At 64.0% G+C, this 23,429-nt stretch carries 23 protein-coding genes; 6 read left to right on the top strand and 17 right to left on the bottom strand.

Annotated features, from left to right (window positions below):
• Nucleotides 1–239: 239 nt before the first annotated feature.
• Nucleotides 240–623 (top strand): 50S ribosomal protein L19, encoded by a 384-nt coding sequence (gene rplS, locus RBB16_RS14235; RefSeq protein ID WP_071691255.1) that lies wholly within the window; start codon nucleotides 240–242, stop codon nucleotides 621–623.
• 11 nt (nucleotides 624–634) lie between these two features.
• Nucleotides 635–856: a 50S ribosomal protein L31 gene (rpmE, locus tag RBB16_RS14230; protein ID WP_306046800.1), complete on the top strand. Its 222-nt coding sequence runs from the start codon at nucleotides 635–637 to the stop codon at nucleotides 854–856.
• A gap of 75 nt (nucleotides 857–931) precedes the next feature.
• On the opposite strand, the gene RBB16_RS14225 is transcribed toward rpmE, so the two are convergent.
• The 3 genes from RBB16_RS14225 to RBB16_RS14215 form a co-directional block, all read right to left on the bottom strand.
• Nucleotides 932–1,414: a hypothetical protein gene (locus RBB16_RS14225; protein WP_306046799.1), complete on the bottom strand. Its 483-nt coding sequence runs from the start codon at nucleotides 1,412–1,414 to the stop codon at nucleotides 932–934.
• Between the two features lie 150 nt (nucleotides 1,415–1,564).
• Entirely contained in the window at nucleotides 1,565–1,909 is a 345-nt protein-coding gene (locus tag RBB16_RS14220) for an antibiotic biosynthesis monooxygenase (RefSeq protein WP_306046798.1), read from the bottom strand.
• A complete protein-coding gene (locus tag RBB16_RS14215) occupies nucleotides 1,906–2,229 on the bottom strand; it encodes an NIPSNAP family protein (protein WP_306046797.1) in 324 nt (107 codons plus the stop codon). Before RBB16_RS14215 ends, RBB16_RS14220 begins: the two co-directional genes overlap by 4 nt.
• 77 nt (nucleotides 2,230–2,306) lie before the next feature.
• Between RBB16_RS14215 and RBB16_RS14210 the strand changes: the two genes are divergently transcribed.
• Complete coding sequence (locus RBB16_RS14210) at nucleotides 2,307–2,993, top strand: helix-turn-helix transcriptional regulator (protein ID WP_306046796.1); 687 nt, start codon at nucleotides 2,307–2,309, stop codon at nucleotides 2,991–2,993.
• 111 nt (nucleotides 2,994–3,104) lie between these two features.
• Nucleotides 3,105–3,914 (top strand): division plane positioning ATPase MipZ, encoded by an 810-nt coding sequence (locus RBB16_RS14205; RefSeq protein ID WP_306046795.1) that lies wholly within the window; start codon nucleotides 3,105–3,107, stop codon nucleotides 3,912–3,914.
• Here RBB16_RS14205 and RBB16_RS14200 read toward each other — a convergent pair.
• The 10 genes from RBB16_RS14200 to RBB16_RS14155 form a co-directional block, all read right to left on the bottom strand.
• Nucleotides 3,911–5,806 (bottom strand): beta-galactosidase, encoded by a 1,896-nt coding sequence (locus RBB16_RS14200; protein WP_306046794.1) that lies wholly within the window; start codon nucleotides 5,804–5,806, stop codon nucleotides 3,911–3,913. The genes RBB16_RS14205 and RBB16_RS14200 overlap by 4 nt on opposite strands.
• On the bottom strand, nucleotides 5,803–6,654 hold the full coding sequence (locus RBB16_RS14195) for an SMP-30/gluconolactonase/LRE family protein (protein ID WP_306046793.1): 852 nt from the start codon (nucleotides 6,652–6,654) through the stop codon (nucleotides 5,803–5,805). The genes RBB16_RS14200 and RBB16_RS14195 overlap by 4 nt, the downstream gene beginning before the upstream one ends.
• Entirely contained in the window at nucleotides 6,651–7,256 is a 606-nt protein-coding gene (locus RBB16_RS14190; protein WP_306046792.1) for a 2-dehydro-3-deoxy-6-phosphogalactonate aldolase, read from the bottom strand. The genes RBB16_RS14195 and RBB16_RS14190 overlap by 4 nt, the downstream gene beginning before the upstream one ends.
• The gene (locus RBB16_RS14185; RefSeq protein WP_306046791.1) at nucleotides 7,253–8,155 is read right to left on the bottom strand and encodes a 2-dehydro-3-deoxygalactonokinase; all 903 of its coding nucleotides are present in this window, start codon (nucleotides 8,153–8,155) and stop codon (nucleotides 7,253–7,255) included. The genes RBB16_RS14190 and RBB16_RS14185 overlap by 4 nt, the downstream gene beginning before the upstream one ends.
• Nucleotides 8,152–8,919: an SDR family oxidoreductase gene (locus tag RBB16_RS14180; RefSeq protein ID WP_306046790.1), complete on the bottom strand. Its 768-nt coding sequence runs from the start codon at nucleotides 8,917–8,919 to the stop codon at nucleotides 8,152–8,154. Before RBB16_RS14180 ends, RBB16_RS14185 begins: the two co-directional genes overlap by 4 nt.
• Nucleotides 8,920–9,181: 262 nt before the next feature.
• Nucleotides 9,182–10,891 (bottom strand): IlvD/Edd family dehydratase, encoded by a 1,710-nt coding sequence (locus RBB16_RS14175; protein ID WP_306046789.1) that lies wholly within the window; start codon nucleotides 10,889–10,891, stop codon nucleotides 9,182–9,184.
• A 22-nt stretch (nucleotides 10,892–10,913) separates the two neighbouring features.
• Nucleotides 10,914–12,257, bottom strand: a complete 1,344-nt coding sequence (locus tag RBB16_RS14170; protein WP_306046788.1) for an alpha-glucosidase/alpha-galactosidase — start codon at nucleotides 12,255–12,257, stop codon at nucleotides 10,914–10,916.
• On the bottom strand, nucleotides 12,254–13,102 hold the full coding sequence (locus RBB16_RS14165) for a carbohydrate ABC transporter permease (protein WP_071691266.1): 849 nt from the start codon (nucleotides 13,100–13,102) through the stop codon (nucleotides 12,254–12,256). Before RBB16_RS14165 ends, RBB16_RS14170 begins: the two co-directional genes overlap by 4 nt.
• Before the next feature lie 14 nt (nucleotides 13,103–13,116).
• Nucleotides 13,117–14,028: a carbohydrate ABC transporter permease gene (locus tag RBB16_RS14160; RefSeq protein WP_071691267.1), complete on the bottom strand. Its 912-nt coding sequence runs from the start codon at nucleotides 14,026–14,028 to the stop codon at nucleotides 13,117–13,119.
• Between the two features lie 127 nt (nucleotides 14,029–14,155).
• Nucleotides 14,156–15,418 (bottom strand): ABC transporter substrate-binding protein, encoded by a 1,263-nt coding sequence (locus RBB16_RS14155; protein WP_306046787.1) that lies wholly within the window; start codon nucleotides 15,416–15,418, stop codon nucleotides 14,156–14,158.
• A gap of 137 nt (nucleotides 15,419–15,555) precedes the next feature.
• Here RBB16_RS14155 and RBB16_RS14150 point away from each other — a divergent pair, with 137 nt between their 5' ends.
• On the top strand, nucleotides 15,556–16,335 hold the full coding sequence (locus tag RBB16_RS14150; protein ID WP_071691269.1) for an IclR family transcriptional regulator: 780 nt from the start codon (nucleotides 15,556–15,558) through the stop codon (nucleotides 16,333–16,335).
• 24 nt (nucleotides 16,336–16,359) lie between these two features.
• Nucleotides 16,360–17,412 (top strand): sn-glycerol-3-phosphate ABC transporter ATP-binding protein UgpC, encoded by a 1,053-nt coding sequence (locus RBB16_RS14145; RefSeq protein ID WP_306046786.1) that lies wholly within the window; start codon nucleotides 16,360–16,362, stop codon nucleotides 17,410–17,412.
• Between the two features lie 88 nt (nucleotides 17,413–17,500).
• On the opposite strand, the gene RBB16_RS14140 is transcribed toward RBB16_RS14145, so the two are convergent.
• Genes RBB16_RS14140 through RBB16_RS14125 form a run of 4 tightly spaced genes read right to left on the bottom strand, consistent with a single transcriptional unit; the run spans nucleotide 17,501 to nucleotide 23,349 of the window.
• Entirely contained in the window at nucleotides 17,501–18,328 is an 828-nt protein-coding gene (locus RBB16_RS14140; protein WP_306046785.1) for an NAD(P)-dependent oxidoreductase, read from the bottom strand.
• Between the two features lie 17 nt (nucleotides 18,329–18,345).
• Nucleotides 18,346–19,563: an FAD-binding oxidoreductase gene (locus tag RBB16_RS14135; protein WP_306046784.1), complete on the bottom strand. Its 1,218-nt coding sequence runs from the start codon at nucleotides 19,561–19,563 to the stop codon at nucleotides 18,346–18,348.
• Nucleotides 19,563–21,269, bottom strand: a complete 1,707-nt coding sequence (locus RBB16_RS14130) for a hydantoinase B/oxoprolinase family protein (RefSeq protein WP_306046783.1) — start codon at nucleotides 21,267–21,269, stop codon at nucleotides 19,563–19,565. Before RBB16_RS14130 ends, RBB16_RS14135 begins: the two co-directional genes overlap by 1 nt.
• Nucleotides 21,262–23,349 carry a hydantoinase/oxoprolinase family protein gene (locus RBB16_RS14125; RefSeq protein WP_306046782.1) on the bottom strand — a complete coding sequence of 696 codons (2,088 nt, stop codon included), beginning with the start codon at nucleotides 23,347–23,349 and terminating at the stop codon, nucleotides 21,262–21,264. The genes RBB16_RS14130 and RBB16_RS14125 overlap by 8 nt, the downstream gene beginning before the upstream one ends.
• Nucleotides 23,350–23,429 lie beyond the last annotated feature (80 nt).

Below are 23,429 nucleotides of genomic sequence, written 5' to 3'. Positions count from 1 at the left end.
CCCATATACCCCGCCCGTCCCGGTCGGAAATCCGACTCGGGGCTGTTTTGCTATGCGCAGGATCATTTGCGGCGGAGCTTTCTTCGGCTTCGCGTCGCGGTCCCCGCTTCGCAAGACGCCACAAAGGTAAAGACGACCTGATCTCTGGCGGGCGCATTGGCGGACCCGGAAGAAGACCAAGAGCTCTGGGGCGGACATCACATTCGTGGAAAAACCACGATCAGAAATGGAGAGTTGCGATGGATCTTATCGCACAGCTGGAAGCCGAGCAGGTCGCTGCGCTTGGCAAAGAGATTCCGGATTTCAAGGCGGGTGACACCATCCGCGTTGGCTATAAAGTGACCGAAGGCACGCGCACCCGTGTGCAGAACTACGAAGGCGTCTGCATCGCGCGCAAGAACGGCTCGGGCATCGCCGGGTCCTTCACCGTCCGCAAGATTTCCTTTGGCGAAGGTGTGGAACGTGTGTTCCCGCTGCATTCGACCAATATCGACAGCATCACCGTCGTGCGCCGTGGCCGCGTGCGTCGCGCCAAGCTGTATTACCTGCGGTCGCGTCGCGGTAAATCCGCCCGTATCGCGGAAGTTTCCAACTACAAGCCCAAAGCTGGCGCAGAAGCGTAAGGACCGGGACCATGAAAAAAGACATCCATCCCGATTATCACCTGATCGACGTCAAGATGACCGATGGCACCATCATCCAGATGAAATCCACCTGGGGCGCCGAAGGCGATCAGCTGTCGCTGGACATCGACCCCACCGTGCACCCGGCCTGGACCGGCGGCACCTCGCGCCTGATGGACACCGGCGGCCGCGTGTCGAAGTTCAAGAAGAAATACGAAGGCCTCGGCTTCTGAGCCAGCCCGGTTATCGAAACAGAGAAACGCCGCCCTCATTCGGGGCGGCGTTTTTCGTCTTTGGTGCCGGGGCCGTCAGGTGGCCCCGTGCTGCGCGTCGAAACCGGCAAGCAGTTCGTTGGGGTTGGTCATGCCGGTCGTGTCCATACCACGCGCCTGCATCTGGTCATAGCCAAGGGCATAGGTGTCGATCCCCCATGCCTGGATTTCGGCCGTTCCACCGTTTTCGTAAAGATCCAGCCCCTGCGTCATCAGAAGATTCAGCTGATCCTCGTTGTAGCTGCCAATCGCACCAACAAGGTGGTTCCAGTTACCGGTATGATGGTCCGGGCGCGGGCGCTGATAGTTTCCAAGTACGAATTCGGGCCATTCGGTGCCGAAACTCGCCGCGATGATGCTGTCCGATTCCAATGCGCCCCGCGTGTCCCCGGACAGGTCCTGAACACCCGCCGAAACGATGGCCGTCGTTGCCAGACCGAGACCCACGAGGCCGCCGGTCAGCACGACCCAATCCACGGTCACGGCACCGCTTTCATTTCCTAGAAAGTCTTTCCACATTTTACTGCTCCGTTCAGTACTGCTGATACAATTTAGGACAAGTTCTACGTCCCCATTCTGCCAGCTACCGGGTGATTGCGGCCAATATCGGGAGGCAAGCGCGAAAAAGGAAGGAAACACGCGGGCAGATCTGGACCTGACCCGGCGGCATCATCCGTTCGCGATCCGGCTATCTCGTGGGGCCTCTGCCCGATCCGCCAGGCCGTAGTCGCGCAACACATGGGCCACACGCAGGCGGTAGTCGGCAAAGACCCCGCTACGCCCGGCCTGTTGGGCGGCTCTGTGCCTGTGCAGACACCGCCAGCGGGCCACTGCTGCCTCATCCTCGAAGAACGACAGGGACAGCAGCTTTCCCGGGGTCGTCAGGCTTTCGAACCGTTCGACCGAGTGAAAGCCTTCGATCTGCTCCAGCTCGGTCCGCAGCCCTGACGCAATATCGAGATAGCGATCACGCTGCCCGTCTGCGGGTGAGACCTCGAAGATCACGGCGATCATGGCCGGTCCCCATGCGGGGCAGAAGCCAGCTTCAGAAACGTCCGGTCCTCGCGCATCAGGAACTTCTCGCGCTGTGCGAAGGCGTAGTTTTCCTGCCCGAGCGGATCGGCAGACAACCGCGCCCGATACGCTTCATAGGCTGCGAGGCTTTCGATGTTGTAGATACCATAGGCCAGGGTCGACGATCCCTCATGCGGGGCGAAATACCCGATCAGGTCCGCCCCGCAACGCGGAATGGCCTGACCCCAATTCCGGGCATAGGTTTCAAACTGGGCTTTCTTGGTCGGGTCGATCTGGTAGCGGATCACGCAGGTCAGCATATCTTGTCCTTCATGGTTCGATGATGCCCGAACCATAGCGGATTGCCTCACGCCAATGCTTCGGCTACGATCGAACTATGAAAGATGGACCAGACATCGCCCGCATCGCCGCGCTGATTGGTGACCCCGCCCGCGCCAACATGCTGACCGCATTGATGAGCGGCAAGGCCCTGACCGCGACGGAACTGGCGGCAGAGGCGGGGGTGACCCTGCAAACCGCCAGCGCCCATCTGGCCAAGCTGGAAGAGGGCGGGTTGCTACATATGCGCCGCCAGGGGCGGCACAAATATGCGAGCCTCGCCAGCGATCAGGTGGCCGAAACGCTGGAGGCGCTGATGGGGCTGGCCGCCGGAACCGGCCACCTGCGCACCCGGACCGGCCCCCGCGATCAGGCGCTGCGCGAGGCGCGCATATGCTATGACCATCTGGCGGGCGACATGGGTATCCTGCTGTATGATCGGCTGCTGGCACAGGGCTGGTTGACGGATGACCCGGAGTTTCCTGTGATCACCGACGATGGAGCAGCGCGTTTCACCACCCTCGGCCTCGACATCCCCGCTCTGCAAGGCGCCCGTCGACCGATCTGCCGCGCCTGCCTGGACTGGAGCGAACGGCGCAGTCATCTGGCCGGCGGTCTGGGGCAGGCGCTGCTCGACTTGATGCTGGTCAAGGGATGGGCCCGCCGCCTGCCCGACAGCCGCGTGATCCGGTTCAGCCCGACCGGAAAAACAGCGTTTCACAGGGCATTCCCCGCAATGGATTGATTGCCGGTCATTCGCGCTTAACACCACCCGCTTAACCCCGTATATTGCGGCCAAACCGATTTGCCCCACGAAATGAGGGCAAACGAGACCAAGACCGCGAAGGGGACTCCGGTGGCGCATATCATCGTTTTCGGCAATGAAAAGGGCGGGTCGGGCAAGTCGACCACCGCCATGCATGTGGCCACGGCCCTTGCCAATCTGGGGCACCGCGTGGGGGGGCTCGACCTCGACCTGCGGCAACGCACCTTCGGGCGCTACCTGGAAAACCGTCAGAACACGATCACCGCGCGCGAACTGGACCTGCCCGCGCCCTTCCTGATCGAGCTGCCCGACATAGACCCCGCCACGCTTGGCCCCGACGAGAACATCTATGACCGGCGGCTGTCCATGGCCGTGGCGGACCTCGACCCGCGCTGCGATTTCATTGTCATCGACTGCCCCGGATCGCACACAAGGCTCAGCCAGGTGGCCCATTCGCTGGCCGATACGCTGGTCACGCCGATGAATGACAGTTTCGTCGATTTCGACCTTCTGGCGCGGATCGACCCGGAAACCTACGAAATCAAAGGCCCGTCGGTGTATTCCGAGATGGTCTGGCATTCCCGCCAGTTGCGCGCCAAGGCCGGGCTAAAGCCCATTGACTGGATCGTGGTGCGCAACCGCTTGGGCGCGCAGATGATGCATAACAAGCGCAAGGTGGGCGAGGCGCTGACCAACCTGTCGCGCCGCATCGGCTTCCGCGTCGCGCCGGGGATGAGCGAGCGGGTGATTTTCCGCGAGCTGTTCCCGACGGGCATGACGCTGCTGGACCTGCGCGCCATGGGCGTGGACCGGCTGAACATCTCGAACCTTGCCGCTCGGCAGGAACTGCGCGACCTGATGAAGACGCTGAACCTGCCCGGCGTATCGGTGGATTTCTAGCGCCAGGCAACGCCCGCGGCGGGGACGGTCACGCCGTCCCATGTCTGCGGTTCGGGATCGTAATTGATCAGGAATTCCGTCGCGCCCGCCTGTCTGCGGCGCAGACCTCCGGGCATGTCGGTGGTCTTGACCCCGGCCCTCGTCAACGCATCGCGCAGAAACGCTGTCAACGCTTCGGGGTCCAGCCACGCGCCCAAATAGGTGATCCGCCCGTTCGTCATCGCCAGCGGCTGGCCATCCGCACCGCGCAGCGTGACCTCTGCGGTCCCCTCCAGATCCTCCTGCCAAAGCTGTACATGCCCGCCACCCTCGACAGGGCGCGGCATGTCGGGGCGCAGCGATTCAACGCGGGACACGGTCACGTCGAGACCGGGGATCGCGGGGGGAAGCGGCAGGGGGATGTGCATGTCTGCGGTCTTCGCATTGGTACGCGGGCCGAGGATCACCGGCCCGTCATGGGCGGCTATGGCCGCCTTGAACGGCTCCGTCAGCGTCACCGCGCCGGGGGCCAGCACCAGCCGATAACCGGACAGATCGGCAGTATCGGGCGGCAGGATATCGACCGATTGGCCAAGCTTGCGCAACGCCCGGTAGGTTTCGAACACCAGCCGGAAATAGTCCTGCCCCTGGCCTTGCGGCTGCACCAGCCACGCCCACTGGGCGGCGTAATCGAAGACCAAAGCCACGGGGGCCTGACCCGCCTCCACCTCCGGCAATTCCGCCAGTTCCCGCGCCACCTGCGCCGCCTCGTGATAGGCCTGCGCCGGCTGGCTGTCGGGGCGCAGCAGCCCCGCATGCATCTGTTCCTGTGCGAAGGGGGCCTGTCGCCAGCGGAAGTAACACACCGCCTCGGCCCCATGCGCAAAGGCCTCCCACGCCCAAAGGCGCGGCATCCCGGGCAGCGGCGCGGGGTTGTAGGGGGCCCAGTTTACCGGGCCGGGCTGCTGTTCCATGATCCACCAGCGGCCATTGCCCACGGCGCGGTAAAGGTCATGGTGGAATGCCTGAAAATCGGGATCGCCCTGCCGGGCGTAGCGGCGTTTGTGGGCGTCATCCGCCTCGATCCGATCCTCCAGAAACCCCATCGGGTAGCTGTCCCAGGTGGCGATCTCCATTTGGCGGCCGGTCTCGTAGTGATCGAACTCGGTGATCCGCCCCATGTAATTGTGCGAAATCGGCGCGTCGGAATGGGCGCGGATGATATCCACCTGCACGGCGTTGAACCGCGCCACCTGGTCGGAACTGAAGCGCCGGAAGGCGAGCCCATGCGCCGGGTTCGGCTCCGTCACCGTCAGGTTGGGCAGGCCGATCTGATCGAAGCCTTGATACTCCATCGACCAGAAGACATTGCCCCAGGCCGCGTTCAGCGCCTCGATGCTGCCGTAGCGATCCTTGCACCAGCCCTGAAAAGCCGCCCGCGCGGCGTCGGAATAGGAAATCACCGTGTCATGGCAGCCGTATTCGTTATCCGTCTGCCACGCGGCCACATGGGGGTTGCGCCCGTAGCGCTCCGCCAGCAGCCGCGTGATCCGCGCGCTTTCCTCGCGGTAGCCGTCATGGCTGAAACAATAGTGTCGGCGGGAGCCGAACCCACGCGGGCGGCCATCGACATCCACCGCCAGCATATCGGGGTGCTTGTCCAGCATCCAGCGCGGCGGTGTCGCCGTGGGGGTGCCCAGAACCACCTTGAGCCCCGCCGCCCCAAGCGTTTCAATCGCCCGGTCGAGCCAGTCGAAGCGCAGATCGCCGGGAGTGGGTTCCAGCCGCGACCACGCGAATTCGCCGATGCGGATCCAGGTCAGGCCGAGCTCCGCCATGCGGGCGGTATCCTCCGCCCACTGTGCCTCGGGCCAGTGTTCAGGGTAGTAGCAGGTGCCGAGCGTGCGTTTCACAGGATGACCTCATGTTCGCGTTGTCCCTGGGCGATGTCAGCGGCGATGAAGACCTGCCCCGCCAGCGGTTCCTTGGCCAGATCGGTCGCGGTCAGGCTTTCGCGGGCGGTGGTGATGTAGAGATCGCGCAAATCCGGCCCGCCGAACGCCGGGCAGGAGGGCTGCGACACGGGAAGCATAACGTCGCGCAACACGCTGCCATCGGGCGCGTAGCAGCGCACACGGGACGATCCCCATTCAGCGCACCAGAAATTGCCCTGGGCGTCCAGCACCGCCCCATCGGGGTTGGGGCCATCGGGGCCGTGGTCGAGGAAAATCTCCGGCTCGCCCACGGGCCAGCCGTCCTTGTCCGACAGGCGCTGCCGCCAGACCTTTCCCGGCGCCGTATCCGCGAAATGGGCGTAGCTGCCATCCGGCGCGAAACAGATCGCGTTGGAAATGGTGATCCGGTCGTAAAGCCTGCGCAGCTCGCCCCGGTAGTAGCGCCAGATCGCCCCCGCGCCGGGTTCCGCCCGCTTGCCCATGGTCCCGATCCAGAACCCTCCCCACGGGTCCGCGCGGCCATCGTTCGAGCGTGTGACCGGGTTGTCGGCCTCCAGCGGCGTGATGACCTCCTGCGCGCCGGTTTCGAGGTCGAGCCGGATCAGGTCGGTTTCCGTCGCGACAAGCAGAGCGTCACGCCCAACCCAACCGGCGGCAGAGACATGACGGTTGAAGACCCATTCCTGCCCCGCAGTCATCAACCGTTTCCCGTTGATATCGAACCAGAAAAGCTGCCCCCGCTCCGGGTGCCAGAGCGGCCCTTCGCCAAGATCGCAGGGGCGGTTATCGAAGACCTGTGCGGTCATTTTGTGGCCTCGTCAAAGGCCTTGACCAGAGCCGTCGCGCGGCGGCTGATCTCCTCGACCGATAGCCCCGGCGTATAAAGCGCGGTTCCGATCCCGAACCCGTCGACACCCGCTTGCCACCACTCCGCGAAATTCTCCGGCCCCGCGCCACCGACCGCAAAGACCTGCGTGCCCTTGGGCAGCACCGCGCGGATCGCCTTGACGCCACCGGGGCCGATCAGGCTCGCCGGGAAAATCTTCAGCCCGTCCGCCCCGGCCTTGAGCGCCGCGAAACACTCCGTCGGCGTCATCGCACCGGGGAAGCTTTGCAGGCCGAGGCGCTTGGTCTCCGCGATGACGTCAACGTCGGCATTGGGCGACACGATCAGCTGTCCGCCCGCATCGGCCACCTCGCGCACCTCGTCGGGGGCCGTGACGGTGCCCGCGCCGATCAGCGCATGATCGCCAAAGGCATGGGCCATGGCGGCGATGCTTTCCAGCGGTTTGGGGGAGTTCAGCGGCACCTCGATCCGGGAGATCCCGGCGGCGATCAGCGCCTCGGTGATGGGCACGGCCTCAGGCGGGGTGATCCCGCGCAGAATGGCGATGATGGGGCGGCTCATGGTGCCTCCGTCAACTTGGCATGGGCGAGGCGCAGCCCCGCGAGGGTCAGGGTTTCCGCGTCGCGGGTCAGGCAGGTAACCCCTTGATTTTGCAGAGCTCGCTCGTAGAGCGCCACCAGCGCTGGCGCGCCGCCGATCAGCACCTGCTGACCGAGCCAGTAGGGCTTTGCAGCGGCCAGTTCCGCACCGATCAGCAGGCCGGAGAGGCGACCCTTTGAAGCGGCATTAGATTGATTGTGGAGCAGCCCTTCTGCACGGATGTTGAACAGCGACTGCGCGAGCCTTTCGGGTCGAGAGAGGGTCTCGGCCACGGCACTGTCGAAGGCATCGCGGTCGAAATCCTCACCACCCACGGAATGGCGCAGGACGGAGTGGTGCGACAGAAGCGCGAAAAGCTCCCCGGTCATCGCGGTGCGGAAACTGACGATCTCTTCCGCCGAGATATGGATCCATTTCGTATGCGTTCCGGGCAGGCAGAGGATGCCATCGAACTGCGGATTTTCGTGAATGACTCCAGCGGTTTGGGTCTCCTCGCCCCGCATCACGTCGGCGGGGCTGTCCTGGCTGACGCCGGGCAGGATATGGAGCCGGATGCGGCTGTCCTGCGTGGCGGGCGTGATCGGCGTGGCCTCGCCCGGTTTGCAGGGGACGGGGCGGTAAGGGGCCTCGACCCAGCCTTGTTTCGCGCCGACCATGCCGCAGGCGATGACATCCGTCGGGTCGTTGCCAAGCCATGGGTCGATCAGGCGCAGGAGGGCAGGTTCGAAATCGGCCTGTGCGAGGCTGCCCATGCCATCCGCTGACCCGGCCTTGTCCAGCACCGCGCCATCCACGCCAATCGCCCAGACGCGCAGATGCGAGGTGCCCCAGTCGACCGCGATCCAATCCGTCTTTCTCATCCCGTCACCACAACGCCGCCATCTATGACAAGTACCTGACCTGTCATCATTTTTGAACTGTCGGAGGCCAGGAACAGCGTACCGCCGACGATGTCTTCGGGGGCCAGTGTATCCTTCAGGCATTGCCGGTCCAGATGCGCGGCGAGGCCCTCGGGCGTGACCCACAGATCCTTCTGTTTCTGGGTCAGAACCCAGCCCGGCGCGAGGGCGTTGACGCGGATGCGGTCGGGGCCGAATTCGCGGGCAAGGCTGCGGGTCATCGCGGTGATGCCGCCATTGGCCGTCGTGTAGGCGGGATAGCCGGAATTGCCCATCATGTAGGAGATGGAGGAAAAGTTGATGATCGCGCCTTTTCCGTTTTCTTTCATAGACTTGGCGGCGGCCTGACAGGAGAAGAAATAGGCCTTGAGGTTGATCGACTGGGACCAGTCCCAGAACTCTTCCGTCACCTCCTCGGTCGTGTGGCGCTTGTCGTTGGCGGCGTTGTTGACGAGCACATCAAGGGCCCCATGCGCCTCCACCGCCTGGGCAATCGCGCCTTGCAGGGCGGCAATGTCGGTGATGTCGCAGGGCAAGAAAAGCGGGCGATTTCCGGTACTTGCCTCCATCTCATCAACGAAATCCGACGCGTCGGAGCGCTGGACGAAAGCGACTTTCGCGCCTTGCCGGAGGAAGCCTTCCGTCAGCGCCGCGCCGATGCCGGAGCCGCCGCCGGTGACGAAGACGGAGGCGCCCTGAAGGTCGGGATAGGTGGGATGCGTCATCGGTTCTTATCCTTCGAAAATTGGGGAGTGCCCCCCGTGCACCGGGCGTACACCCCCTGTACACCCCCCGTGCATACGTTTTGCTGTTTCGCCGCCTTCGGCGTCGACCCGGGAGCGCCCCTCGTCAAGCCCCTTCGGGGCCATCCTCGGGCCGCGTTGCCACGGGAAATCTGATCAGGAAGCGCATTGTTCGATGGCCGTTGCTGTTGCGGGTTTGGAGTGCCTCCGGCGGGAGTATTTTCACCAAGAAGAAGGGGCGCGGTCAGTGGCTTTCGCGGGTGACGGGGCGGGTATCCTTGCCGACGAGGAAGTCGAGATCGGCCCCCTTGTCGGCTTGCAGCACGTGGTCGACATACATCTTCGCGTAGCCGCGTGTGTAGTGGGGCGGATCGGGCTGCCATGCGGCGCGGCGGGTGGCGAGCTCTTCGTCCGGGATGAGCAGTTCCAGCCGGCCTTCGTTGGCGGAGAGGCGGATGCGGTCGCCGGTTTTTACCAGCGCCAGCGCACCGCCGGCCTGCGCCTCGGGTGAGACATGGAGAACGACCGTGCCATAGGCGGTGCCAGACATGCGGGCGTCGGACACGCGGACCATGTCGCGCACGCCCTGCTGGACGAGCTTTTTCGGAATCGGCATGTTGCCGACCTCGGGCATGCCGGGGTAGCCCTTGGGGCCGCAGCCCTTGAGCACGAGGATCGTATCCGGCGTCACGGCCAAGTCGTCGCGGTCCACGTTGGCCTTGAAGTCCTCGATCGACTCGAAAACATAGGCCTCACCCTCATGTTCCAGAAGCGCGTCGGTCGCGGCAGAGGGCTTGATGATCGCCCCGTCTGGGGCAAGGTTACCGCGCAGCACGCGCAATCCCGCCGCCGGTTTCAGCGGATCGTCGAAGGCGCGGATCACGTCGCGGTTGTAGCATTCGGCCCCGTCGGCATAGGCGGAGATGTCGCCACCGAGGACGGTTTTCGCACTGCGCAGCCGGTCGCCCAACTCGTTCAGCACCACGGGCATGCCGCCCGCATAGCAGAAATCCTCCATCAGGTATTTGCCCGAGGGCATGCAGTTCACCAGCAGGGGAATGTCGCTGGCCAATTCGAAATCCTTCAATGTCAGATCCACGCCGACACGGCCCGCGATGGCCAGAAGGTGCACCACGGCGTTGGTGGAGCCGCCCACGGCGGCATTGGCGAGGATGGCGTTCTCAAACGCTTCGCGGGTGAGCACGTCTGAGGGTTTGATGTCCTCATCGACCATTTCCACGATGCGCTTGCCGGTCAGGTGGGCCAGCGCCATGCGGCGGGCATCGACGGCAGGCAGCGCGGCGTTGGTTGGCAGGCACATGCCCATGGCTTCCACCAGCGAGGCCATCGTGGAGGCGGTGCCCATGGTCATGCAGACGCCTTTGCTGCGCGACATGCCCGATTCTGCCGCCATGAAATCCTGAAGCGTCATTTCGCCCGCGCGCACGGCCTCAGAGAATTTCCACACGTCGGTGCCGGAGCCGATATCCTGCCCCTTCCACTTGCCGTTCAGCATCGGGCCAGAACTGACCACGATTGTGGGCAGATCGACGGAGGCCGCGCCCATCAGCTGGCCCGGCGTGGTCTTGTCGCAGCCGCCGAGCAGCACGACCCCATCGAGCCCGTAGGCGCGGATCGATTCCTCCACATCCATCGCCAACAGGTTGCGGAACAGCATGGCCGTGGGCTTCATCTGGGTTTCGCCAAGGCTCATCACCGGGAACTCGACGGGGAAACCGCCCGCCTCCCACACGCCGCGTTTGACGCCCTCTGCAAGGTCGCGCAGGCCGGAATTGCAGGGGGTGAGTTCGGACCATGTGTTGCAGATGCCGATGATGGGACGACCGTCAAAGGCATGATCCGGGAAGCCCTGGTTCTTCATCCAGCTGCGGTGAATGAACCCGTCGCGGTCGAGTTTGCCGTACCACCCTGCACTGCGTCTTGTCTTGGTCATGGTCTTTCGTCCGTTCTGGCCCTCAGGCCGCTTGTCTTACCCGCGCCCAGTCTGGCAGCCAGTCGCCATGGGCGGCGAGCAGGTCGCTGACCAGGCTGCGGATCTGGCGCAGGTCCAGTTCGGCGGCGGTGTGCGGGTCCATCATGGCCGCGTGGTAGATATGTTCGGGGTTCTCGTCCAGCAGGGCGCGGACGGTGAGTTCCTGCACGTTGACCTGGGTCCGCATGAGGGCGATGAGCTGCGGCGGGATGTCGGTGACGACCGAGGGTTGCACGCCGTTCATGTCCACGAGGCAGGGGGTTTCCACCGCCGCGCCAAGGGGCAGTTGCGGGATCTGGCCGCGGTTGGGCAGGTTGCCATAGGCGGTGAAGGGGCGGTCGGTGACGATGGCGTTCATCATCTCGGCGGCGAATTCGTGGCTTTTGGGCACGTCCATGCTGGCCTGTTGGGCAAGCTCGGCGGCCTGTGTCTTCCACTCCGCCACCTGCTCGATGCAGCGCTTGGGGTATTCGTCGAGCGGGATGGAGAATTGCTTGATCAGATCCTCGCGGCCCTCCTTGATGAACCACGGGACGTATTCTGCGAAGTGCTCGCTGCTTTCGGTGCAGAAATAGCCCAGCTGGTCCATCACCTCGTAGCGGACCTTGTTGGCGCAGCGGGGCATGAGGAGCGGGGGTTTGGGCAGGGTACCGGCGCGGTAGCCGTCGCGCAGGCGGGGGTAGAGGGACGCGCCGCTGGCGTCTTCAAGGCGCAGGAAGAAGGCGACGTGATTGACGCCCGCGACCTTGTAGCGGATGTCCGTTTCCGCCATGTCGAGATCGTGGGCGAGTTCCTGCACGGTGTTCTGCACGGAGTGGCAGAGGCCCACCTGTTTGATCCGGGGGAACCGTTCGGCCAGCGCCCAGGTGTTGATGGCCATCGGGTTCACGTATTGCATCAGCAGCGCGTCGGGGCAGACGGAGGCCATATCCTCGGCCACCTTCCACAGATGCGGCACGGTGCGCAGGCCGCGCATGATGCCCCCCACCCCGAGCGTATCGGCGATGGTCTGGCGCAGACCGTAAGCCTTGGGGATCTCGAAATCGGTGATCGTGCAGGGGTCGTAGCCGCCGATCTGGAAGGCGGTGACGACGAAATCGGCCCCCTCCAGCGCGCGGCGCTGGTCGGTATGGGTGGTGACGTTCGCGCCGGTGCCCATGGTGGCGATCATGCGGCGGGCGACCTGTTCGGATTCGGCCAGGCGCTGCGGGTCGATATCCATCAGCGCGATCTCGGCATCGCGAAGCGCCTCGAAGTGGAGCATGTCGCCCACGATGTTGCGCATGAAGATGGTAGACCCGGCCCCGATGAAGGTGAGTTTGGTCATTTGACGGCCCCTAGTGTCAGACCTGCGATGAAGTGGCGTTGCATGGCGAAGAACATGGCCACCGGCGGGATCGCGGCGACGATGCTGCCCGCGCTCATCAGGTGGTATTGCGCCACGAACTGGCTGTTGAAGCTGGTGATGCCTGCTGTGACGGGCTGTGCCTCTGGTCCTTGCGTCAGGACGATGGCCCAGAAGTAATCGTTCCAGATGAAGGTGAAGATCAGCACCGAAAGCGCGGCGATGGCGGGCCGCATCAGCGGCAGGACCACGTACCAGAAGATGCGCCATTCAGCGACGCCTTCGACGCGGGCGGCCTCGATCAGTTCATAGGGCAGCGCGCGGATGAAGTTGCGCATGAAGAGCGTGCAGAACCCGGTCTGGAACGCGATATGGAACAGGACCAGCCCGGTCTTGGTGTCATAGAGCCCGGTCGACACGGTCAGGTCGCGCACTGGCACCATAAGGATCTGGAACGGCACGAAGTTGCCCGCGATGAACATGAAGAAGATCAGCAGGTTGCCCCTGAACCGGTAGATGCCAAGCGCAAAGCCGGTCATGCAGGACAGGGCCACCGCGCCGATGACCGTGGGCACGGTGATGAAGACCGAGTTCAACAGGTAGCGCGGCATGTCGGATTCAAAGAACACCCGGCCATAATTTGCGAAGAGATCGAAGGACGAGGGTATCCCCCAGTAGTTGCCATTGGTGAAATCGCTGAGCGGGCGGATGGAAAACAGCATCACGGCCAGCAAGGGCAGAAGCCACAGGATCAAGGCGAGCGGCAGCAGCGTCTGATAGGTGACCTGCGTGGCGCGGCTGCGTTTCTGGATCGGGGTCGGGAACATCTGTCTCTCCTCGCTCAGTGCCGCGCTTCGCGCTCGTCGCGCCACATCTGCCACAGGAAGTAGCCGATGAAGACCAGCATGATCAGGAACAGCACCACCGCGATGGCGGAGCCATAGCCCATGCGGAACCCGTATTCGGACAGGGCCTGTTCGAACATCATGAAGCTGAGCACACGGGTCGACCCGAACGGTCCGCCATTGGTCATGATGGAAATCAGGTCGAAGCTGCGCAATGCGCCGATGATCGTCACCACGAAGGCGATGAACGTGGCCGGCTTCAGTTGCGGCAGCACGACGTGCCACAGCATTTTCCAACCCTTGGCCCCGTCCAGCCGCCCGGCCTCGATCTGTTCGGGGTCCACGGCGTTGAGGCCCGTCAGGTAGAGGATCATGCAATAGGCGGTCTGCGGCCAGAGCCCGGCGGCGATGATGCCGTAGGTGGCAAGGTCGGGGTCGCCCAATACGTTGATCGAGTCCAGCCCGAAGAAGGTCAGCACCGCGTTCAGAAGCCCCACGCGCGGCAGGTAGAACCACGAAAAGACCAGCCCGACGACCACCTGGCTCAGCACGAAGGGGAAGAAGAACAGCGATTTGTAGAGCCGGATGCCGGTGACCGTCTGGTTCAGGAACAACGCGATGAACAGCCCCGCCGGAATTGCCAGCAGGTAGAGCGCCAGCCATTTGAGGTTGTTCCAGAGCGAGGTTTCAAAGGCGCGGTCGTCCACAAGCTCGCGGTAGTTGTCGAGGCCGATATAGGTCGCCTCGCCCAAGCCGTCCCAGTCATAGAGCGAGATGTTGAAGGACTGGAAGATCGGGCTGATCACGTAGACCACGAAGAACAACAGACCGGGCAGCAGGAACAGCAGCGGCGTGACCGTCATGCGGTTCTTTTGCAGCCAACTGCGGGTGTCGGTGGCGGGGGTCATTTCCTATCCTCCGTTGGACAGCGCATTCGGAAACCGCGCGCGAGGCTATGGCGCGGCTTGCGGATACGCGGGGGGGGGCGGTGCGCGCCTCGCCCCGGTTGGGGGGCGAGGCGCAGGGTATCATGGATTATTCGTAGATGCGCTGGCGCGCGTCTTCCAGACGTTCGAGGATGTCATCCAGGTTGTCCGGGAAGACCATGAATTCCTGCAGGCCTTCCATGCCGATCGACGCCATTTCCGCCGGCCAGTCACGGTCGAAGAACTGCGCGATGCCGCCGGTTGCGTTCTGGCTGAGCATCGCAAAGCCCTGCTGGATGAATTCATCATCTGCCACTTCCGCGTTCGCGTTCACGGGCAGCTGACCAAGGCCATCGGGGCCGTTGATCCGGGACTGAACGTCCGCCGAGGTGACGAAACGCAGGAATTCCTGTGCCGCCGCCACGTTCTGCGCACCCGCGGGGATGTGGAACGTATCGGTAGGGGCGTCTTCACCCATCGGCATGCCTTCGACGATGGCCGGGAACTGGTAGAAATCGATCTGGTCGTCGGACAGACCCGCTTCGCGCAGGTGCGGCACCACGAAGTTGCCCATCAGGTAGGCGGTCGCTTCGCCGTTGACGAAGAAGGGCAGCGCCTCCTGCCAGGAATAGGTCTGGTGGTCGTCGATGAAGGCGCCCATGTCGATCAGGCGGCGCCAGTTGGCGAAGGTTGCGCGCACGCGCTCATCCGTCCAGGCCACTTCACCGCGGGCCAGTTCCATGTGGAAGTCAAAGCCGTTGGTGCGCATGTTCAGGTAGTCGAACCAGCCACCGGCGGTCCACAGGTAACGCGAACCGATGGTGTAACAGCTGCGGCCCGAATCGACGATCACCTGACAGTTGGCGATCTCTTCCTCGAAGGTGGCGGGTTCCGACAGGCCAAGCTCGTTGAAGATGTCTTCGCGGTAGTAGATGCCCCACTGATAGTAGGTATAGGGCACGCCCCACTGGCGGTCGTCGATGGTCATCGCGCCGCGCACTGATTCCAGACCGGCGAAATCGCCCGCGTCCCACATGTCGGTGATGTCCATGAACAGGCCCGCATCCACATAGGGGCCCATGCGGTTGGCGGCGTACCAGTTCACCACGTCCGGCGGGTTCGCCGTCAGCGCGTTGCGGATCTGGGTTTTCCACGCTTCGCGGTCGACAACGGTCAGCTCGATCTCAAGGCCGGGGTGCAGTTCCCCGAATTCCTCGACCAGCCCTTCCATGATCGCGCGGGGCGCCGGGTTCGACATGTCCGAGAAGATGCGCAGATCACCGGTCAGGCCGTGACCATCGGCCATCGCCATACCGGAAAGCAGAGTTGTCGCCGCCAGCGCGGCCAGCGGTGTCTTGATGATGGAACGCATAGTGTCCTCCCTTGGTTCCACTTGACGAAACGGTTTCATTATTTGAAACTAGGTTTCTATAGTTGAAAACTAGCCGGACGCCGGATACTGTGTCAACAGTTTCCTCGAAGGCTGAGGATACGCAGGGGAGGTCTTTCATGGCGAAGTCAGGCGACGGCACGGTCGGCAAGGCATTGGACGTGCTGGATTCTGTCGCTGCGGCGGGGCACCCGGTGAAGTTCACCGAATTGCTGGAAAACAGCGAGCACCCCAAAGCGACGCTCTACCGGCTGCTCCAGACGCTGACGAATCAGGGGATGCTGTCGCATGACCCCGACACGGGCAGCTATACGCTTGGCCTGCGGCTGGTGAAGCTGGCCCATTCGGCGTGGAAACAGGCGACGCTGGCAACGGTGGCGCGGCCCTATGTGGATGTGCTGGCCGCAAAGGCCGGAGAAACCATTCACCTTGCACAGATGGAACTGGGTCAGGTTCTGTTCGTCGACAAGCAGAAGATGAGCGACCGGTTCGAGACGCTCGCGCAAACCGGCAAGGTCGCGCCGGGCTATTGCACCGGGGTGGGCAAGGCGATCCTGGCCCATATGACGCCCGAACGGCTGGAACGCGCCCTGCGCCAGCAGTTGTTCCTGAAGAACACGCCATCGACCCATACCAGCCCCGAAACGCTGCTGAAGGAACTGGAGCAGATCAGGGCCGAGGGCGTGGCCTTCGACCGGGAAGAACACGAGGCCGGCATCATCTCGATCGCCGCACCGATCCTGACAAACGGGGGGCGCGTCATCGGGGCGCTGTCGATTGCGACCTCCACCACGCGCCATTCGCTCGACAGTATCCGGGCATTTCAGCCCGATCTGCTCGAAACCGCCCGCAAGATCGGGGAAGAAGCCACCGCGTGGCAATTCCCCACCGTCAATTGACCCCAGTCTGGGAGGACCAAGGACATGTCCGGTGTAACGCTGAACAAGGTCATCAAGAAATACGGAGAAACGCAGGTGATCCACGGGGTCGACCTGCAAATTGAAGACGGGGAATTCTGCGTCTTCGTCGGCCCCTCTGGCTGTGGCAAGTCCACCCTGTTGCGGATGATCGCGGGGCTGGAGGAAACCACCGATGGCCAGATCGCCATCGGCGCGCGGGATGTGACCCGGATGGACCCGGCCGAACGCGGCGTGGCGATGGTGTTCCAGACCTACGCGCTCTACCCGCATATGACCGTAGAGGAAAACATGGGGTTCGGGCTGCGTATGAACGGCCATCCCAAGGCCGAGATCAAGGCCAAGGTGGCCGAGGCGAGCCGCGTCCTCAAGCTGGACGAGTATCTGAAGCGCAAGCCCAAGGCGCTGTCCGGCGGGCAGCGGCAGCGGGTGGCCATCGGGCGGGCCATCGTGCGTGGGCCGGAAGTGTTCCTGTTCGACGAGCCTTTGTCGAACCTTGACGCGGAACTGCGCGTCGAGATGCGCGTGGAAATCGCCCGGCTGCATAACGAGATCGGCGCGACGATGATCTATGTCACCCATGACCAGGTCGAGGCGATGACGCTGGCCGACAAGATCGTGGTTCTGCGCGGCGGCGTGATCGAGCAGGCGGGCAAGCCGCTCGACCTCTATAACGACCCCGACAACCAGTTCGTGGCGGGCTTCATCGGCAGCCCGGCGATGAACTTCTTTTCGGGCCGCGTGGCGGGCGGCAAGGTGCGCGTGCCGGGGCTTGGGGTGATGGAACTCGATGCGCCGGGATCGGCCAGCGACGGGCCGATCACGGTCGGCGTGCGCCCGCAGATGCTGCGGCTGGCGGACGGGGACACGCATACCGTCGATCTGTCAGAGCAACTGGGTGGCGTGGCCTATCACTACCTCGTGGCAGGCGACGGCACCCGCATCACGGTCGAGGCCCATGACCAGAGCGCGCCGAAGCCCGGCAGCAAGGTGGGCCTGAGCGTGACCGACGGTGCCGCGCTGTTCTTTGACGCGGATAGCGGGGCGCGGTTGCGATAGCGGAGTTCCGTGCAGGCAGCCGCCCTGCGCGAAACGGATCGGGGGAGAGGATCGCCACCCGGCGGGTGGCGTTCCTTTCCCGAGGCGGTCAGTCTTCTTCGGGGATGTTCAGCAATGCCTTGGCCCCCTGTCCCAGCTCAATGCTGGCGAAGGGCCCGCCATGGCACATCTGCCCCACATCCTGCGGATCGTGCGGGCCCGCTTCGGCCAGAATCCGATCCGCGAATTGCTCTGCATTGTCCTTGGGACGGTAACCCAGGAACGACGCCTTGGAATTGTCCACCGGGCAGCGGTCATTCGCGGACACGCCGTAGATGATGGAAAATCCGGTGACGGGCGTGTCGATGGCCCGTTCCACCAGATGCACGAGGTCGCCATCCGACAGCCAGCTGCCCAAAGCCCGCGCATTGCCGACCGGCGCGCAGGACAGGATGCGCATGCAGACGGCCTCCAGCCCGCGCTTTTCCCAGTACATGCGGCCCAGATCCTCGGCGAAGCATTTGGCGAGCCCGTAAAACGTGTCGGGCCGGTGCGGGGCATCCAGCCCGATGCATTCGTTCTTGGGATACATGCCGACCGCATGGATCGACGAGGCGTAGACGACGCGTTTCAAACCGTTCTGATGGGCCGCTTCCCAGATATTGTAGGCGCCGATGAAGTTCGGGCCGAGCAATTCCTCGAACGGGGCCTCATCGACGATGGAGCCGAAATGCACGACGATGTCGGCCCCCTCGAGCAGCGCCATGATGGCCGCCTTGTCGGCCAGATCGGCGCGGAAATAGGTCTCGTTCGGGCGCAGGTCCTTGACGCTTTCGACGATGTCGGAGCTGACAAGCGTGTCGCACAGCTGCGACAGCGGTCCGCGCAAGATGGTGCCAAGCCGGCCGGCGGCGCCAGTGAGGACGATTTTCTTCATTCTGGTCTCCTGCAATGTCAGATGACCGCGCCTTCGACCATCGCTTCGCCCGCTGCCACGCGGGCGTAGCTGAAGGGCGTCAGGTCAAGGCTGCGGTATTCGTGATGTGTGATCCATTCGGCAAGCCCCCGTCCCATGGCGGGCGACTGTTGCAGCCCGTGGCCGGAAAACCCGTTCATGAACAGGAAATTCTCCACCTCGGGATGCGGGCCGAGAACGGCGTTCTGGTCGAGCGTGTTGTAGGCGTAATGGCCGGTCCATTCGGTGACGATCCGAATGGCTTCAAACTGCGGGATGCGGGTCGCGAGAACCGGCCAGACGTGGTTTTCCCACAAGCCGTGATCCATATGGAAATCGCCGGGATCGGCGGCGGGGTCCGGGTCGCCCTTGCTGCCCGCGAGATAGGTCGTCGGACCGTCCTGCCGCACATGCACGCCCGAAGGGTCGATGGTCAGCGGCAATTCCCGGTCAAGCGGCGTTTCGGCGGTGAAGATCCACGTGTAGCGCTTGCGGGGTTCGACGGGCAGGTGCAGGCCCGCCATTGCGGCCACACCGGCAGCACGGGGACCCGCGGCATTCACCACCTGCCCGCAGGCGATGGTGTCACCACTGGCCAGCGTCACGCTGTCGATGCGCCCCCCTGTGCGGGTCATGGCAGTCACTTCACCCTGCACATACTCCACCCCGCGCGCCTGCGCCTTGCGACGGAACCACTCGAACAGAGTGCCACCGTCCCAATAGCCTTCGTCCCTGGTGTTGATGCTGCCCAGAACGATCCCGTCGAGGTCATAGAATGGATAGGCGGCAGCGATCTGATCGGGCGTCAGCAGGCGGGTTTCGGCGCCTGCCGCCAGTTGCACCTTCTGGTTGGCGCGCAACACATCGGCGAAGGCCTCGGTATCGGCGAGGTAGAGGTAGCCGTAATCCTGAACCGACAGGTTCGGCACCCGTTCATCCCCGCCCATATTGGCGCGCAGGTTTTTGATGAACTCTGCCGTGAACTGAGAGATGCGGACGTTCAGCTCGGTCGAGAACTGCTGGCGAATGCAGGAATTGGTGTGGGCGGTGGAACACCACAGATAGCTCGGGTCGCGTTCCACGACGAGCACGGAGCCGTCGAAATCCGCGCTCTCCGTCAGCCACCAGGCCAGCGACGAGCCCATGATCGCGCCGCCGATGATGACCACGTCATAGCTGTCGCGTGAGGGCGCTTGGGAAAATCCCTTTGGCAGCATCAGAAGATGTCTCCGCGTTTGGCGCGGGCCAGCGTGTCGTCGATGGTGGCCCGGTCGAGGGTGTAAAGCTCTGCCGCAGCCTCGGGCGAAATGAAGCCGTGGGCAAGGTCTCTCAGCACATCTTCGCGGGGGCGCTGGCCCGGATCGCCATAGCCAGCACCGCCGGGGAAGCCCATCTGCACCACACGCCCATGGGGAACGAACTGCTTGCCCTTGCCCTTCATCGGTGTACCGTCATCCTGCCCAATGGTGGTGGGGCCGCCTTCCGCTCCGCCGCGTCTGCCGCGAGCCGGATGGTTCACCCGGTCGAACATGGCGGAGAAGTCGAATTCGTGCCCCTCGCGCGCGCCCACGTCCATGAACTGCCCCAGACCGCCGCGATACTTGCCCGCACCGCCGCTGTCTGGCCGCAACTCCTTGCGCCAGATGATCGCCGGGCCAACCTGTTCTGTCGCCTCCACCGGCATGGTCATGACGCCCGAGGGGAAAGCGGTGGCGCTCATCCCGTCCAGGCCAGGCCGCGCGCCGGAGCCGCCGGAGTTGAAGATCAGCACCTCGGCCCGGCGGGCATGGGCGGGCGCGGGGGCGTCGCTGCGGGGGCGCAGGCTGATCTGGAAGTTGCACAGGCAACCAGCGCCCTCGGCGGGCACCGTATCGGGCAACAGCTTGTCGAGCGCGTCATAGACCGTGTCGGGCACCATGTGGCCGATCACGTGGCGCAGCGCCACCGGCGCGGGGTGCGGCGCGTTCACGATACTGCCTTCGGGCGCGGTGATCTCGAAGGGCGCGAGGCTCGCCGCATTGTTCGGTATCTCGGGCGCGATGGCGCATTTCAGCGCGTAGCAGGCATAGGCCTTGGTGTAGACGAGCGGCACGTTGATGCCCTTCGGGTCCACGCCGCTTGTTCCGGCCCAATCGCAACGGATGCGGTCCTTTTCGATGCTAAGGCTCACGCAGAGGTCAATCGGCTTGGAATAACCGTCGATCCGCATGTGGCCTTCCGCCGTGCCGGGCGTCAGCGCATTGATCCGGTCAAGCGTGGCTTGGCGGGAGTTCGTGAGGATGAACTCGGAGATACCTGAGAGGTCGGCCAGCCCGAATTCCGTCATCATGTCGGTGAGCCGCCGATGCCCGATCTCGTTACAGGTCGCCAGCGCATAGAGATCGCCCACCAGCTGATCGGGCTCGCGCACATTGCCCCGGATCATGGCCAGCAGGGTGCGGTCGACCTCACCCCTGTCGGCAAAGCGCATGATCGGGATGTAGAGCCCTTCCTCGTAGACGGAATTCGCATCCGCCCCGAAGCCGCGCCCGCCGACATCGGTCACATGCGCGGTGCAGGCGAAGAAGCCAATGAGCCGGTCCTTGTGGAAGGACGGCGTCACAACGGTGATGTCATGCAGGTGGCCGGTGCCTTCCCACGGGTCGTTGGTGATATAGACATCGCCCTCGGCCATGGTGTCCCGCCCGATGCGGCGAATGAAATGACCCACGGAATCGGCCATGGCGTTGACGTGACCGGGCGTGCCGGTGACGGCCTGGGCCAGCATCTCACCCTTATCGTTATAGACCCCGGCGGACAGATCGCCCGCCTCGCGGACGCTTGTCGAAAACGCGGTGCGCACCAGCGCCTGCGCCTGTTCCTCGACCACGGAAATCAGGCGCGTCCACATGACCTGGTAGGCGACTTTGGAGAGCTCAGTCATGGCGGGGCTCCTTCGTGCGAATGTCGATACAGCCATCGGGCTGCGCGGTGGCGTTGCGGCTGGTGGGCAGGACGATGGTGGTTTCGTCCTCGGTGATGACGGCAGGGCCCTGAACGGTGGCCCCGGTCGGCAGGTCGGCACGCGGGTGGATCGCGGCAGCGGTGCGTTTGGCCAGTGCCGGATCGAAGAGATCGCGGGTGCCCTGTGCGGCCGGGGCCTCGGCGGTTTTGGCGGGCGCGATGCGATCCACCGGCGGCGTGGGTGTGTAGGCATTCACCGACCAGACGGTGATCTCGGCTTCCATCCCGTCGACGGAGCGGCCGAAGAGGCGGGTGTAGTCTTCCTCGAAGCGTTTCAGGAACGTTGCCGCATCGGGGTTGGCGGCCTCTTCGGGTGTCAGCGGCACGGGGATTTCCCAGCCCTGGCCTGCGTAACGCATGTAGATCTTGTAGTCGGTCAGGATCTCGGCCTCTGCATCGCAGGAGCGTACGAAACTGCGCGCCTCCTCCTCCATCTCTTCGAAGAGCGCGCGGACGCGGGCCGGGTCGAAGGCGGACATCTTGGTAAAGACCGAGCGGTTCGCCTCGAAGCTGAACGGCGCGCGAAGGAAGCCGATGGCGGAGCCGACGCCTGCGCCCACGGGCACCAGACAGCGGTCGATGCCCAGTTTCTCACACAGCCGCGCGGCATGGAGGGGCGCCGCGCCGCCAAAGGCGATCATGGTGTAGGTGCTGAGGTCTTCGCCATTCTCCACCGCATGGACGCGGGCGGCGTTGGCCATGTTTTCATCCACCACCTCTGCAAGGCCGAAGGCGGCTTCCGTCGCGTCCATATCCAGCCGGTCGCCAAGGTGGGCTTTCAGCGCCGCCTCGGACCGATCAGGATAAAGCGGGATGGAGCCCCCGGCGAAATGGGCCGGATCAAGCTTGCCCAACACGAGGTCCCCATCCGTCACCGCGGGCCTGTCGCCGCCGCGCCCATAGCAGGCGGGGCCGGGTTCGGACCCTGCGCTTTCCGGCCCCACACGGATCTGGTTCAGCGCATCCACATGGGCGAGCGACCCGCCCCCGGCCCCGATCTCCACCATGTCGATCACCGGAATGGAAATCGGCATGCCGGAGCCCTTCTTGAAGCGGTAACTGCGGGCCACTTCGAACACGCGGGCGGTCTTGGGCGTCTGGTGCTTGATCAGGCAGATCTTGGCCGTGGTGCCGCCCATGTCAAAGCTGAGCACCTTGTCCAGCCCATGCCGCGCGGCGATGTCTGCGGCGAAAACCGCGCCGCCTGCGGGGCCGGATTCCACCAGCCGAACGGGGAAATTGGCCGCCGTGTCGATGTCGATGATGCCGCCGCCGGAATGCATCAGGAAGACCGGGCAATCGGCACCTTCATCGGCCAGCCGCCCTTTCAGGCGGCCCAGATAGGATTTCATCAGCGGCTTGATATAGGCGTTTGCGATCGTGGTGTTGAAGCGTTCGTATTCCCGCATCTGGGGGCTGACCTGCGAGGACAGCGAGACCATGACGCCGGGCAGTTTCTCGGCCAGAACCTCGGCGATCAGCCGTTCATGGGCGTCGTTCACGTAGGAATGCAGCAGGCCCACGGCGATGCTTTCGTAACCTGCCTCGCGCAAGTCATCGGCCAGCCGCTCCACCTCGGCCCGGTCGAGCGGGATGAGCGTTCCGCCATCGGCATCGAGCCGCTCGCGCACGGTATAGCGGAGGTTGCGGGGCAGCAGGGGGTCGGGCAGCTTCAGGTTCAGATCATATTGCTCGAACCGGCTTTCGGTGCGCATTTCGATCACGTCGCGGAAGCCTTCGGTCGTGATCAGCGCCGTCTTGGCCCCGCGCCGTTCGATGAGCGCGTTGGTGGCCAGCGTCGTGCCATGGATGACCTGCGAAATCGCAGAGGGCGCGACCCCGGCCTTGTCACAGACCCGGTGCATCCCCTCGATGATCGCATTTTCAGGCGCGGCATAGGTGGTCAGCACCTTGGTGGAAAACCGGCCCCCCGGCCCTTCCAGCACCAGATCGGTGAAGGTGCCGCCGATATCGGCCCCCAATCTGTACGACTCGCCCATTTTGACCTCCGCTTACGTGACGGGCGGAGGATAGCCGACCGGAAGTATTTGGAAAAATCGAATGATCATATGGATTGGAT

Origin of the sequence: Nioella sp. MMSF_3534 (genome assembly GCF_030732985.1) — a bacterium.
Classification (GTDB): domain Bacteria; phylum Pseudomonadota; class Alphaproteobacteria; order Rhodobacterales; family Rhodobacteraceae; genus Nioella.
The sequence above is the reverse complement of the archived record's forward strand: the minus strand, read 5'-3'. Positions and strand labels throughout refer to the sequence as shown.

Bases quoted from the DNA above. Each gene is read 5' to 3' on its own strand.
- rplS (WP_071691255.1), top strand. From the start codon at position 240: ATGGATCTTATCGCACAGCTGGAAGCCGAGCAGGTCGCTGCGCTTGGC.
- rpmE (WP_306046800.1), top strand. From the start codon at position 635: ATGAAAAAAGACATCCATCCCGATTATCACCTGATCGACGTCAAGATG.
- RBB16_RS14225 (WP_306046799.1), bottom strand. From the start codon at position 1,414: ATGTGGAAAGACTTTCTAGGAAATGAAAGCGGTGCCGTGACCGTGGAT.
- RBB16_RS14220 (WP_306046798.1), bottom strand. From the start codon at position 1,909: ATGATCGCCGTGATCTTCGAGGTCTCACCCGCAGACGGGCAGCGTGAT.
- RBB16_RS14215 (WP_306046797.1), bottom strand. From the start codon at position 2,229: ATGCTGACCTGCGTGATCCGCTACCAGATCGACCCGACCAAGAAAGCC.
- RBB16_RS14210 (WP_306046796.1), top strand. From the start codon at position 2,307: ATGAAAGATGGACCAGACATCGCCCGCATCGCCGCGCTGATTGGTGAC.
- RBB16_RS14195 (WP_306046793.1), bottom strand. From the start codon at position 6,654: ATGACCGCACAGGTCTTCGATAACCGCCCCTGCGATCTTGGCGAAGGG.
- RBB16_RS14190 (WP_306046792.1), bottom strand. From the start codon at position 7,256: ATGAGCCGCCCCATCATCGCCATTCTGCGCGGGATCACCCCGCCTGAG.
- RBB16_RS14185 (WP_306046791.1), bottom strand. From the start codon at position 8,155: ATGAGAAAGACGGATTGGATCGCGGTCGACTGGGGCACCTCGCATCTG.
- RBB16_RS14180 (WP_306046790.1), bottom strand. From the start codon at position 8,919: ATGACGCATCCCACCTATCCCGACCTTCAGGGCGCCTCCGTCTTCGTC.
- RBB16_RS14175 (WP_306046789.1), bottom strand. From the start codon at position 10,891: ATGACCAAGACAAGACGCAGTGCAGGGTGGTACGGCAAACTCGACCGC.
- RBB16_RS14170 (WP_306046788.1), bottom strand. From the start codon at position 12,257: ATGACCAAACTCACCTTCATCGGGGCCGGGTCTACCATCTTCATGCGC.
- RBB16_RS14165 (WP_071691266.1), bottom strand. From the start codon at position 13,102: ATGTTCCCGACCCCGATCCAGAAACGCAGCCGCGCCACGCAGGTCACC.
- RBB16_RS14160 (WP_071691267.1), bottom strand. From the start codon at position 14,028: ATGACCCCCGCCACCGACACCCGCAGTTGGCTGCAAAAGAACCGCATG.
- RBB16_RS14155 (WP_306046787.1), bottom strand. From the start codon at position 15,418: ATGCGTTCCATCATCAAGACACCGCTGGCCGCGCTGGCGGCGACAACT.
- RBB16_RS14150 (WP_071691269.1), top strand. From the start codon at position 15,556: ATGGCGAAGTCAGGCGACGGCACGGTCGGCAAGGCATTGGACGTGCTG.
- RBB16_RS14145 (WP_306046786.1), top strand. From the start codon at position 16,360: ATGTCCGGTGTAACGCTGAACAAGGTCATCAAGAAATACGGAGAAACG.
- RBB16_RS14140 (WP_306046785.1), bottom strand. From the start codon at position 18,328: ATGAAGAAAATCGTCCTCACTGGCGCCGCCGGCCGGCTTGGCACCATC.
- RBB16_RS14135 (WP_306046784.1), bottom strand. From the start codon at position 19,563: ATGCTGCCAAAGGGATTTTCCCAAGCGCCCTCACGCGACAGCTATGAC.
- RBB16_RS14130 (WP_306046783.1), bottom strand. From the start codon at position 21,269: ATGACTGAGCTCTCCAAAGTCGCCTACCAGGTCATGTGGACGCGCCTG.
- RBB16_RS14125 (WP_306046782.1), bottom strand. From the start codon at position 23,349: ATGGGCGAGTCGTACAGATTGGGGGCCGATATCGGCGGCACCTTCACC.